Source organism: Jiangella sp. DSM 45060 (assembly GCF_900105175.1).
Classification (GTDB): Bacteria; Actinomycetota; Actinomycetes; order Jiangellales; family Jiangellaceae; genus Jiangella.
Window position 1 is genome coordinate 4,664,466 of the sequence record NZ_LT629771.1, and the last position, 12,368, is coordinate 4,676,833.

At 70.8% G+C, this 12,368-nt stretch carries 9 protein-coding genes; 2 read left to right on the plus strand and 7 right to left on the minus strand.

The window, feature by feature from the left end; genetic code table 11:
• Positions 1-138: 138 nt before the first annotated feature.
• From BLU82_RS20755 to BLU82_RS20790, 7 genes are all read right to left on the minus strand, one after another.
• Positions 139-1,140 (minus strand): LacI family DNA-binding transcriptional regulator, encoded by a 1,002-nt coding sequence (locus tag BLU82_RS20755; RefSeq protein WP_092622984.1) that lies wholly within the window; start codon positions 1,138-1,140, stop codon positions 139-141.
• 142 nt (positions 1,141-1,282) lie between these two features.
• Positions 1,283-1,819, minus strand: a complete 537-nt coding sequence (locus BLU82_RS20760) for a D-lyxose/D-mannose family sugar isomerase (RefSeq protein ID WP_092622985.1) — start codon at positions 1,817-1,819, stop codon at positions 1,283-1,285.
• Positions 1,816-2,874: a carbohydrate kinase family protein gene (locus tag BLU82_RS20765; protein ID WP_092622986.1), complete on the minus strand. Its 1,059-nt coding sequence runs from the start codon at positions 2,872-2,874 to the stop codon at positions 1,816-1,818. The genes BLU82_RS20760 and BLU82_RS20765 overlap by 4 nt, the downstream gene beginning before the upstream one ends.
• A gap of 25 nt (positions 2,875-2,899) precedes the next feature.
• Entirely contained in the window at positions 2,900-4,036 is a 1,137-nt protein-coding gene (locus BLU82_RS20770) for a Gfo/Idh/MocA family protein (protein ID WP_092622987.1), read from the minus strand.
• A complete protein-coding gene (locus tag BLU82_RS20775) occupies positions 4,036-4,872 on the minus strand; it encodes a class I fructose-bisphosphate aldolase (RefSeq protein ID WP_092622988.1) in 837 nt (278 codons plus the stop codon). Before BLU82_RS20775 ends, BLU82_RS20770 begins: the two co-directional genes overlap by 1 nt.
• A gap of 164 nt (positions 4,873-5,036) precedes the next feature.
• On the minus strand, positions 5,037-8,450 hold the full coding sequence (locus BLU82_RS20780) for a hypothetical protein (protein WP_092622989.1): 3,414 nt from the start codon (positions 8,448-8,450) through the stop codon (positions 5,037-5,039).
• A 690-nt stretch (positions 8,451-9,140) separates the two neighbouring features.
• Complete coding sequence (locus tag BLU82_RS20790) at positions 9,141-9,857, minus strand: response regulator transcription factor (protein WP_092622991.1); 717 nt, start codon at positions 9,855-9,857, stop codon at positions 9,141-9,143.
• Positions 9,858-9,979: 122 nt separating this feature from the next.
• On the opposite strand from BLU82_RS20790, the gene BLU82_RS20795 reads away from it, so the two are divergent.
• Entirely contained in the window at positions 9,980-11,179 is a 1,200-nt protein-coding gene (locus BLU82_RS20795) for a serine hydrolase (protein ID WP_092622992.1), read from the plus strand.
• A gap of 47 nt (positions 11,180-11,226) precedes the next feature.
• On the plus strand, positions 11,227-12,366 hold the full coding sequence (locus tag BLU82_RS20800) for a serine hydrolase (RefSeq protein ID WP_092622993.1): 1,140 nt from the start codon (positions 11,227-11,229) through the stop codon (positions 12,364-12,366).
• Positions 12,367-12,368: the final 2 nt, after the last annotated feature.

Here is a 12,368-nt window from a genome sequence, read left to right on the forward strand (position 1 = left end):
ACCCGGTGCCCTGCTGGCGGCGAACCTAGCAGCGGAAGACAACGTTGTCTATACCTGAGTCGGGATTCACGGCCACACTGCCGATTCAGGACGCGCGAATGCGCGCGCACCGGTCGCGGTCCGCGCCCGGCGGGATTCTCAGGCTCGCCGGCGTCGCTTCGCAGCCGGTTCCGCCGCCCGGCCGTAGGTCACCAACGTCGTCGGAATCACGACCTGCTGCGGCGTGCGCCGGCCCTCCAGACGCTCGACCAGCAGGTGGGCGGCGCGCCGCCCCAGCTCGGCGGCGTCATAGGTCACCAGGGTCACCGGGTGGCTGAACAATGTGGCCGTTTCGATCGGGTCGAAGCCGGCGACGTCGATCGACTCCTGGCGATGGCGCAGCTCCGACAGCACGCCAACCGTCATGCGGTTGTTGCACGCGAAGAACGCCGTCGGCGGATTCGCTCCGTCGAGCAGCTCCGCCGTGGCTCGTTGGGCCTCGTCCGGCGTGAGCGGCCCGAGCATGACCAGGCTCTCGTCGTACGCGACGCCAGCACGCGTCAGCGCCGCCCGGTATCCGGCATGGCGCTCACGCATCGTCCAGATGGTCTCGTCGTGACCGAGCACGGCGATGCGGCGATGCCCGAGCGACAACAGGTGCTCCGTCGCCGACATCGCACCGGCGAGGTTGTCCAGCAGAACGGTGTCGGCGCTGATGCCGGCGCCCGGCCGGTCGAGGAACACGACCTCGAGACCCAGCTCGATCTCGGGTTGCAGGAAGCTGTGGTCGAGACCCGTGGGTACGATGATCATTCCGTTGACCCGCCGCTGACACAGCTCGAGCAGGATCGCGCGCTCACGCTCCGCGCTCTCCTCGCTGCTGGCCGTGACGAGGAACTGCTCGCGCGGATACGTGACGGTCTCGATTCCCCGCGCGATCGTCGTGTAGAACGGGTTGCCGAGGTCCTCGATGATCAGTCCGACGCTGGCCGCGGAGCGTCCCGCCCGGAGCTTGCTCGCCATGTCGTTGCGGCGGAAACCCAGCCGGTGGATCACCATCGTGACGTGTTCGGCGGTCTTCGGGCTCACGCCGGTCTCGTTGTTCACGACCCGGGAGACGGTCTTCAGCGCCACGCCGGCTTCCCGGGCAACGTCTCGCATCGTGGGGCGACGGCTGTTCACGAGCCCGTTTCACCGCAGTCGACGCAGCCACCACCGAGGCCCATCAGCCACCTTCCGCAGATATCGTTGTCATAGTCTGCCATGACGCGATGCGCGGTGGTTGTCGTCCCGCCGTGGAGCGCTACGGCACCCTGACGATGAGGGGGTCGGTGAACACGTCGTACTCGTCGCGGCTATGCGTGGAGAATTCCGAGACGACTGCCCCGTCCGGTGCGTGGAACCAGTGTTTGGTCATGGGCGGGATCGTGTATTGCTCGCCGGGGTGCAGGACGATCTCGTGCCAGACGGTGTAGTGATCGGGCCGGTACGGACGGGCCACGGGGTCAGGCGTGGGCTTGCCGGGGACGTAGAGGTAGACGATGCCCTGCCGAACCCGGAAGGTCTCCTCCTTTCCCGGACCGCCGTCGAAGGGCGGGTGCAGATGCTCGGGGCAGGTCTGGCCGGGGAACAGGACGAGTTCCTTGGCACAGTACCTATCGGTGTTGACGTAGGTGACGAGCTGCAATCCTGTCTCAGCCGGCTGTCCCAGCCCGAACTCCGCCACCTCGATCTGCGTGCGTTCATCGGCCGTGAGGACGATGCCGGCACCGGCCAGCGTCTCCGCTGCCCGCTCCCGGACGGCGGCCTCCTCGTCACTGCGTCGTCGCTGAATCGTCATGCTGACTCCTTCCCGTCCAAGGGCCCGTGGAGGACCGCGGAATCGTGCGCGGCACCGTCCCAGCGCGGCAGGGGTGCGGTGCCGGAGATGTGTAGCGCTGCCGCACGGGCCGCGAGGCGCAGAGCCTCCTCGGGCGCGAGCCCGCGGAGCAGGGCGAACAGGAGACCGGCGGTGGCGGTGTCGCCGGCTCCGGTGGTCTGCACCGGCTCGACGACCTCGGCCGGCGACCACAGCTGACGATTCGCCCACTCGTCAGGCAGCGACGCGATGACGTGCCCGCCGTGGCGCAGTCGCTCCGTCCCCGCGGTGCGCAGGCACATCCCGGCCCCACCGGCGGTGACGAGCGCCATCGCGGCGCCGTGCTGGACGAGCTGTGCCGCCAGGGCGTCCGCGATCGGCAACCCGCGCACCTCACCCGCGGCGGAGAACGTCCGCGGGAAGACCGTCACGAGATCGTCGACGCTCGGCGTCAGCACGTCGATGAGCGGCGCCCACCGCCGGACCAGACCGCCCCAGTCCCGGGCGTCCGCGGCGCCGGGGTCGACGGTCGCGAAGTCCACCGAGGTGGTCACACCCGCGGCACGCGCACGGGCGAGCAGGTCCAGCAGCCCGGCGCCTCCGGCGTCGGCCAGCGTGGGCAGGAGCTGCGGGTAGCCCACATGCAGCAGCTCGGTGCCGGTGACCTGGACCACGGCCGGATCGAAGGTGGTGTTCGCTCCGACGTGGTGCAGGAACCTGCGGTCCTCGCCCGGCACGTCGATCACGACCGAGTAGGACGTGGAGCGTCCGGCCACCCGTTGCAGAGCGGCGTCGACATCGGGAACCACCGAGAGCAGCGTCGTGGCCGCGTCCGCGAGGACGTCGTCACCGAGGGCGGCGACCAGCTCGACAGGAGCGCCGAGCGCGCTGAGTGCGAGTCCGGTGTTGGCGACGCAGCCTCCGAGGCGCAGGCCGAGCGGTCCGATCTCGACCAGTTCGCCCGGCAGTGGGAGGTCGGCGCGGAGACGCGGCAACAGGTCGACGCAGATGTGGCCGGCCACTCGCGCCCGGAGCATCACCGCCCACCCGCCGGATCGCGCACTAGAGCCGCACCCCCGCGGTCGTGTCGGCCGATCGCAGCGCGGCCGCCCAGACGCGATGACTGGTCAGCGCCTCCTGCGGAGTGACGCACCCGAACCGGTCGCCGAGCACCCCCGCGCGTTCGGCCAGGAACGCGGCCCACATCTGCAGGATCGCATCGGAGAACCCGGTCTCGAAGATGCCGCCGGTCACCGTCGGGAAGACCGACTGGCTGCCCATCTCGACCTCCTGCCAGACCTGCTCGCCGCGGTCGACCCGCATCACCCGCAGCGTCTTCGGATAGCGGGTTGAGAACTCGACGCCGCCGCCCATGCCGGTGGCACGCAGGCTCCACGTGTTCTTCTGCCCGGGGTCGATCCGTTTGGTCAGCAGGCTCAACGGGAACGCCCGGTCTCCGCTGCTGACGGTGCAGACCATCGTGGCGTTCTCGTACGTGTCGCAGACGACCTTGGTGCCGTCCGGGCCGACCCGGAACGGAACCAGGTCCTGCAGCACCGCATAGACCGTCGCCGGTGTCCATCCCAGCCGCAGCGGGGCATGGAGGACGTGCATGCCCAGATCGTTCATCACACCGGCGTCGCCGCAGTACCGGCGCTGCCGCTTCCAGTTGATGGGCTTGCCCTGGTCGAGGTCGCTGGAGTGGCAGAACGCGTTGGTGGCCTCGATCAGGTCGCCCAGCTCGCCGTCGCGGATCATCCGGATCGCAGCCTGCGCGCCGGGGAAGAACGGAATCTCGCTCGAGCAGCGGACGAACACCCCCGGGTGAGCGTCGATGGCCGCGACGATGCGTTCGGCGGCGGCCAGGTCGATGCCGAACGGCTTCTCCGCGAGCAGGTCCTTCCCGGCGCGGATGGTATCGAGATACAGCTGCTCGTGCAGGTCGTGACGGACCGCGATGTAGACCACGTCGACGTCGTCGTCGGCGAGCAGGTCGCGGTGGTCGGTGACCTTCGTGGTGACCGTGTCGATCCGGTCGAACCACGAGAGAGCGTCCGGATTCACGTCGCAGACCGCCGTCAGCACGGGCCGGACGGGATGATCCACGAGCGCCGGCCACCGCGCGATCGCCGCCGCGATCTCCTTGCCCATCAGCCCGCCGCCGACGATGCCGACGCGGACCTCCTGCGGCGCCGCCATCACTGCGCCTGGACCAGGGACAGCGCCTTCTCCGGCGTGTAGTCCTCGTGCAGCATCGCCATCAGCGCGCGGGTGATCCCCGCCGGGTGAGGGTGCTGGATGATGTTGCGGCCGTAGACGATGCCGCGGGCGCCCTGCGCCAGCACGGCCGCCGTGCGTCGCAGCAACTCGTCGTCGGCGACCTTGCCCCCGCCTCGCACCAGGACCGGCAGGTCACCGGCCGCCTGCACCACGAGATGGTAGTCGTCGAGGTCATCGGTCGGATCGGCCTTGATCAGATCAGCACCCAGCTCGCGCGCCTGCCGCACCAGCGACACGATCTTCCTCGTGTCGCCGTCGACCATGTACCCGCCGGCCGCCGCGTTGTCCTGCATCGCCAGCGGTTCGACCATCAATGGCATGCCGTAGCGGGTGCACTCCGCCCGCAACGCCATGACGGTCTCGATACACCTCTCCCGGATCTCCGGCCGGCCCGGCAACTGCAGCAGGTTCGCCACCACGCAGACCGCGTCCAGCCGGACAGCCTGTTCCACCGCGTCCGGGAAGTGCCTGCTGAAGAGGTGGGTGTCCAGCGGGTTCCCGTACACGTTGGCCACGTCGGTGCGCAGCACCAGGGCCGGCTTGGCCCGTCCTGGCCGGGCCTGCAGGAGCGGCGCCTGACCGGGAGTCAGCTGGATCGCGTCGGGCGCAGCCGCGACGAGGGCTTCCACGGCCGTGGTCATGTCCTCGATTCCGGTCAGGAAGCTCGGCTCGCCGAAGAACCCGTGGTCGACGGCCACATCGAGGCAGCGGCCCGAGGAGGGGTTGAAAAGGCGGTTGAGGCGGTAGTGGGACATGGTCTCCTTCAATCATCTGGCACGTGGCCCGCCCGGCGGGTTCGTGAGCTGGAGGGCGGATGAGGGCGACGCCGTCACGGAACGTGGTCCCGACCCTAACGGCGAAAGACAACGTTGTCTAGACTCGAACGGCCAGCCGGGCGACGCCGGGTGGCCGCAGGTCGTCAGGCGGGCGCCAGCAGGACCGTGACCACCTCGTACGGACCGACCGGCACGATGACCGCGCCGTCGGCGGCGACCGGCAACTCCGTCATCGGGTCCTCGGCGGCGTTGCATCGGAGCGCGGTCGCGGCGGGCGAGGGCGACGGGTGCCAGACGGTCGCGGACGCCGAGTGCCCGGCGACCTCCCGCAGCCGTACGAGCACCCCCTCGCGCACGCGGCCGGCGTAGATCGTGGCGTCGACATGGCCGGGCATCGCTGTACGCAGCAGCGACCCCTCGGCCGGCAGCGGCCGCGGATTCGCGTCACCTTTGTCCAGCGAGGTGACCTCGCCGGCGAGCGCGGGCGTGCGCAGCTCCCGGCCGAGCCGGGTCGCGCCGGCCGGGTCGAAGTCGGGGAACGGCCGGAACGCGTAGCGCAGGGTGAGGTCGCCGTCCTGGGATGCGGGCGTGTTGGTGAACCAGTAGTTGTTCATCACCCACGACAACAGCAGCCCGGTCGACGCGGGCGGCTGCGAGGACCACCGGCCGCGGACGACGTCGCCGAGCGCGAACAGCGGGGCGTCCGCACTGGTCCAGCCGATCGAGCCGCCGGCGTCGGTGAGGGTGACCGCCTGGGCGACAGTGAACCACTCGTTGCAGGCGCCCGGCTGGTGATCGCGGGCCGGATCGACCCAGCCCTGCTGCCGGTCGTAGCGGACGGCCGCCTGGTCCAGCGCGAACGGGAACGCGACGTACACAGACTCCTTCGCCAGCACCGGCTGCTTCGTGAGGTCGACGGTGTACTCGACCCGGTCGTCCGCGTCGGGGAAGTGCCACCGGCAGCGCAGCGCGGGGATGCTCGGCGCCGTCCCTTCGGTCTCGACGACCCATCCCCACGCCGTGCGGCGGATGCCGACGAGCCGCAGGTCCGCCGGGGTGACGGTCAGCTCGGGGGCCGGCAGCCCGGCCCCCCACAGGCTGGTCTGTTCGGCGCCGAGCCCGCGACCTTCCTCCGTCCCGCCGCCGGACACGTAGATCACCTCGCCGAGCGCGTAGTCCGACCCGGCGTCGGCGAGCGCACGTCCCGTCGCACGGTGGACCAGCCGCCGCAGCCGTCCTGACTCCGGGTCCAGCTCCACCCGGTAGTGCGCCGTCTCGAAGCTCGGGCCGACGGGCTCGTCCTCCGGCAACGGCGCGGCGCCGTCGTGGCGCGGGACGAAGGCGCGGTAGCCCAGCGGAGGCAGGTCACTCACCCGCAAGCGGGTGACACGGTAGCCGTCGACCAGCGGGCCGGGATCCGCGGGCACCACCTCCCCCGACGCCGTCTCCAGCCGGATGCCGTCCTCGAGCTCGATCTCCACCTCGGCGTCACGCGTCCACGGCAGCGCGTTGAACACGATCACCCCCTCGCGGCCCGTCGTGGACTTCTCCGCGAGCCGGCTCAGCGCCTGCCGGGCGATGTCGGTGGCCAGTCGCAGTCCGTCGTTGATCTGCCCCACCTTCCAGGCCAGCTGGTCGTGCGCATGGTGCGAATGCGGCCGCTCGGTGGCGTGCGCGGACGTCCAGGTGTGCTCGGAGCCGAGCAGGAGCCGGTCCCAGGCGGTGTCGAGCAGCGACACGTCCGCCGCCAGCCCCTCGTACACGGTGGCGACCAGGCTGGTGAGCGTCTCCGCGGCGGGAAGGAGAGCCTGCGTGCGGCGATGGGTCGCGGCGGCGCGCGCCTGGGTGCCGACACCGTCCTCCCAGTAGCTGCCGCCGTCGCCGCGCAGCGTCGGCAGCCGGTCCAGCAGCGGCCGCACGGCGTCGGCGTAGTCGGCGATGGTGGAGAACCGCAGCCGCGGGTACGTGTACGTGTCGTTCCAGCGCTGCACGAAGTCGGCGTAGCCGTCGGCGAGGTCCTCGTTGTCCACGTGCGTGCCCACGATGGGCAGGTGGTCGGGCAGGTAGTCCGGGCGGTCGTAGGGCGCGACGAACCGGGTCAGCCCGTCGGCGCCGCCGGCGACCGTGGGCGGATCGGCGCAGATGAAGCGCAGCTGAGTGTAGGAGTCGGCGAAGTAGGCGAGCACCGACGCCCCGTCGGGCCCTTCCCACCGCACGGGCGACAGCAGTTGGAGCGCGTCGCCGTCGTCGCTTCCGCCGCGGGTGTGGTTGGCGATGCCGAAGAACGTGTCCAGTCCGAGAGCGGCCACGATCGACGGCATGGCCGTGGGATAGCTCGGCACGTCGGTCAGGTTCGCGTACGTGATCGGCAACCCGTGGTCTCGGCGCAGACCCGCCGCGAAGTACGCCGCCCGGTAGCACTCCTCCAGGCTCGCCACGCCGGACAGGAACAGCCAGTAGAACGCGTTGAGGCCGAGTCGCCCGTCACGCACGGCGTTCAACGCCTGTTCGGCCCGTTTGCCGTCACGCGACTGGAGGTAGTTGCGCAGGACGAAGCTCCCGTCGACCGAGAACGCGTAGCCCTGCGTCTCGTCCGCGGCCGCCAGCGCCCGCTCGATGTTGCGGTTGTGCAGCTCGATCACCTTCGCCTGGTTGTCGGTGTAGCCGACGTCCAGGTGCACGTGCGGGATGAGGTGCAGCGTCCACCGCCGGCACGGCGTGACCTGGCCGGCCCACCCGATCGGGCTGGCATCGTCGCGGACGACGATCCGGCCGGCCACCGGCTCGTCGAACGCCGGCACCGCGACGCGCCAGCGCACGTCGCCGAACGGAACCGGTTCGACCGCCAGTGTCTCGGCGTGGTCGCCGATGGTCACGTCGACGTCAGCCGCGAGCCCTGCCGCGTTGCTGATCAGGACGTCGACCAGCTCGTGCAGCCGCCCGTCACGGGTCACGTACAGCGGCGACGGGGTCAGCGTCGCGGCCGCTGCGGTCTCCCCGTGGAGCCGGCGCAGCGTCAGCCCGGACCAGGTCAGGGCGCTGCCGAAGAGCCCGGAGAACAGCGGCTGCCGCGGCTCGCGCCGCTCGTCCGGCGCGAGCTCGTCGGCCGTGGTCGTCAGCACGAGCTCGTTGTGCCCGGGGCGGACGGTGCCCGGCGGCAACGTCACGGTGCGCTCGAACCGGCCGGCGATCGGCTGCTGCAACGTCGGCGCCCAGGTTCGGTCCAGCCGCTGCGGCGTCAGCACGACCAGTCCGCTCCGGCCGCCGATGCCGATGGTGAGGTCCGGGCACGGCCCGTTGCTGGCGACGCCCTCCAGCCGCAGCTCGTGCCAGTGCGCGGCCGCGTCGGCGGCGCCCTCGAACACGATCGTCGCGGCCGCCGGACGGAACCCGTGACCGGCGTCCAGCGGCCCGGGCTGCGTCTGGGGCCAGTCCACCGCGGGATCGGAACCGCCGACGACGAAGACCGGTTCGGCCCGCTCCGGCGAGTACCAACCACGTGCGAACGTGCCCGCGATCGACCAGACGACGTCGTCAGCGAATGCCTCGGTTGCCATCGATGAACCTCCACGTGGAGTCGGCGCCGAGTGGGCGCGCGGAGATGTGTGGATCCTGGCTGGTGATCTCGAGCGACACACAGGCAGCGCCGGCCCCCGAGCGCTAGGCCGTCAGGCGACAGCGTGCCGGCCACCTCCGTGCCGAAGAGGTCGTTGCCAACTCCTTGTCCAGGTCAGTCGTGGCGATTGACGGCGCTCCCCCGGCGTCCATCACGAGGCCATGGCGTCTCGACGGGGGCTGCACAATGCATACGACAACGTTGCCATCGGTTGGCCCTGGACGCAAGAGACGGTGGCCGGCCGGCGACTCCGGCCCATGCATGGCGTCGGCCCGCGGGCGGGAAGCTGAGGTGCCCGCTCCCGGAACCATGATGGCGCTGCTGGCCGGGCTGACACCGGTCGTCCTACCTCGACGCCCTGGCACCCGCCGTCGACCCCGATGCCGCGGCGGCGGCCTTCGACCAGGTCGTCGCCCCGCTCCGATCGTCGGCCCTCGTCGTTTCGCTGCCGGTCTCGTCCTCAGCCCGGCCGCCGTCGTCGCGAGCACGTCGCCAACCGCGTCGTGTTCAAGCAGCTGCTGCAGGCCGGCGGGACGCAGATCGTGCAGATCGACGCCACCCGCGTCGCCGGCGTGAACGAGAACCTGAAGGCCGGCGCCAGGACGAGCGAGAGCAACCCGCGAACTCACGGCTACGCCACGCCGGCCGGCCTGGAACGCGCGTCCTCGTCCGGGAGATCCGCCAGCTTGTAGCCGACACCGGTCACGGTCAGCAGGTACCGGGGCCGCGCATGGTTCTGCTCGATCTTGCGGCGCAGGTTCAACACGTGCATGTCGATGCTGCGGGCCGTCACCGCTCGGTCAATCCGGCCCATGCGCTCCAGCAGCAGCTGCCGCGTGAACACCCGTCCCGGCGCCGAGCTGAGGCATGCCAGCAGCGCGAACTCCGCCCGAGTCGCCGCCACCGGGGCGTCGTCGACCGACACCTCGTGCCGGTCGGTGTCGATCACGAGCCCGCCGACGTGCCGCCGCCCGAGCCGGCCGGTCGTCGCCCGGCGCAGCACGGCCCGAAGTCGGGCGAGGAGTACGGGCGGGCTGAAGGGCTTGGCCACGTAGTCGTCCGCGCCGAGGGAGAACCCGAGCAGCTGATCCTGCTCGCTCGCGCAGGCGGAGACCATGACGATGGGCAGATCATGGCCGACCCGGACCGCGCGGCACACGTCGAGGCCCGGGAGAACGGTCAGCGCCAGATCGAGGACCAGGAGGTCGGGAGACTGCCGGCGGACCACCTCGACCGCCTCTCGGCCGTCGTGCACCACCGTGACCCGATATCCGTCGCGCTCCAGGTACCGGCGCATCAGGTCGGCCTGGCCGCGGTCGTCCTCGGCGACAAGAATCCGCGCGGTCATGCCGACGAGTGTCGGGCACGGATCTAAGAGTTGCCCAAGAAGTTCCGCCGCTGGCCGGGTCCTGACACGAACCTGACACGCCGCGGCGATCCTCTCGATGTCCCCACCTCGAGGAGGAGAACATGCCCAACCGTCCACGCACGCCGGGCACCGGCCCGTCCCGCCGCTCCGTCCTGCGCCTGATCGGCGCGGCCCCGCTCGTGGCCGGCGCCGGGCTGACGGCCACCCGCACGGCCGTCTCCGCCGAGTCCGCCACCTCGAATGCGACGACGGACGGCCCGATCCCGCGGTCGCTGCGGCCCGGCGGCGAGTTCGACCAGTACGTCGCCGACCTGGCCGGCCGGGAGGAGTTCTCCGGCACCGTGCTGTTGCGCTGGCGAGGGCACGACGTGCTGTCTCGCTCACACGGCATGGCGGACAAGGAGAAAGAGATCCCCAACGGGCCGGACGTCCTGTACACCCTCGGCTCGGTGCCCAAGGCCATGACCGCGGTCGCTATCACGCAGCTCGTAGCGGCCGGCAAGGTCGCCTTCCACGAGAAGCTTGGCACCTATCTCGAGGGCTTCCCTGAGGAGGTGGCCGAGACCGTCACCGTCCACCAGCTGCTCACCCACACGTCCGGCCTGACCGACTTCCATCGGATCGACGGGTTCTGGGCCGAGGCGGCGAACTGGGACACCGTGGAGGCGACGTGGGACGGCTGCCTGAGCTACGTCCGGCAGGACACCCTGAGGTTTCCCGCCGAGTACAGCAACTCCGCCTTCTTCGCCCTCGGCGCGATCGTCGCCGCGGTCTCCGGCAGCGACTCGTACTACGACTACGTCCACGAGCACGTCTTCGAGCCGGCCGGCATGTCGGCCACCGGCTTCTTCACCCTCGCCGACGCCCGCGAGGACCCGCGGTTCGCGCACCCGTACTACCGGAACGACGCGGGCGAATGGGTCGACGCCGTCATGGAGAGCCCGCAGCTGTACGTCGGAACGCCGGCGGGCGGCGCCATGGCGACCGCGCACGACCTCGCGAAGTTCGCGGAGGCCGTCATGGACGACACCCTTCTGGGCCGGTCGGCGTGGACGCAGCTCGCCACCACGCCGAAGGAGCCCATCCCCCAGGCCGGTGGGACGAGCTACGAGGCATACGGGGCGGTGTCGCGGCTCGCCCACGGCCAGTACTCGCTGATGAAGAACGGCGGCAGCAAGGGCCTCTCGGCCAATGTCGGCTGGTTCCCGGCCTCCGGCTGGGCTGTCGTGGTCCTGGCCAACTACGACGACATCGCGACCACAGTGGCCCGACGGGCGCACCAGCTCATCGCCGAGGCGTGACGACGCCGCGACCCCGTTCACCGACCGACACCCGTGAAGGAGCATTCATGGAGCACACCAGCCAGAGCCGTACGACCGTACCGTCCAGGCGCGCGGTCCTCGGCCTGCCGGGCACGGCACCCGCCGGCGCGGCCGGCCACGTTCCCAGGGAACTGCGGCCCGGCGGCGAGTTCGATCAGTACCTCGCCGACCTCGCCGATCAGGACGCGTTCTCCGGCACCGTCCTGGTGCGCCTGCGCGGGGACGACGTCCTCTCCCGGTCACACGGCCTGGCCGACAAGGAGCAGCAGATCCCGCACGGCCCGGAGACGATCTACACGCTGGGCTCGGTGACCAAGACGATCACGGCGATCGCCGTCAGCCAGCTGGCCGCCGGCGGCGCGCTCGCCTACCACGACCCGCTGACGCGTCACGTCGACGGCTTCACAGACCCGCGGGCGGACGAGGTGACGGTGCATCACCTGCTCACGCACAGCTCCGGGTTCGGCGCCTTCTACGCGATCCCGGGGTTCTGGGTGGAGGCGGCCGGCTGGGACAGCGTGGCGGAGTTCTGGGAGGGGATCCTGGACTACGCCCGCCGTGACCAGGTGACGTTCCGGCCCGGAAGCAGCACGACCTACAGCAACACCGGTTTCGTCGCCCTCGGCGCGATCGTGGCCGCCGCGGGCGCGACCTCGTACTACGACTACGTCCGCGAGCACGTCTTCGACCGCGCCGGCATGACCGACTCAGGTTTCCTCACCCATCCCGAGATCCTCCAGAACCCCCGGATCGCCCACCCCTACGAGAAGCAGAACGGCGCATGGGTCGACCTCATCGACGGCGACCAGCAACTGTTCGTCGGCACCCCGTCGGGCGGGTCCTACGCGACCGCGGCCGACCTCGCGGCGTTCGCCGAGGCCGTCATGGACGACACGCTCCTCGGCGACCCCGGCTGGACGCGCCTGGCGACGACGCCCAAGCTGCCGCTGTACGGCGACCCGGAACCGACCTTCGCCGGTTACGGCCTGACATGCCGGCTACCCGGTGCGGAGTGGTCAGTCGCCAAGAACGGCGGCACCAAGGGCGTCTCGGCCAACGTGGAGTGGTTCCCCGAGTCCGGCTGGGTCGCGGTGGTGCTCTCCAATTACACCAAGGCCGCGGAGCCCGTCGCCGATCGCCTCCACACCATCCTCGGTAAGGGGTGAGC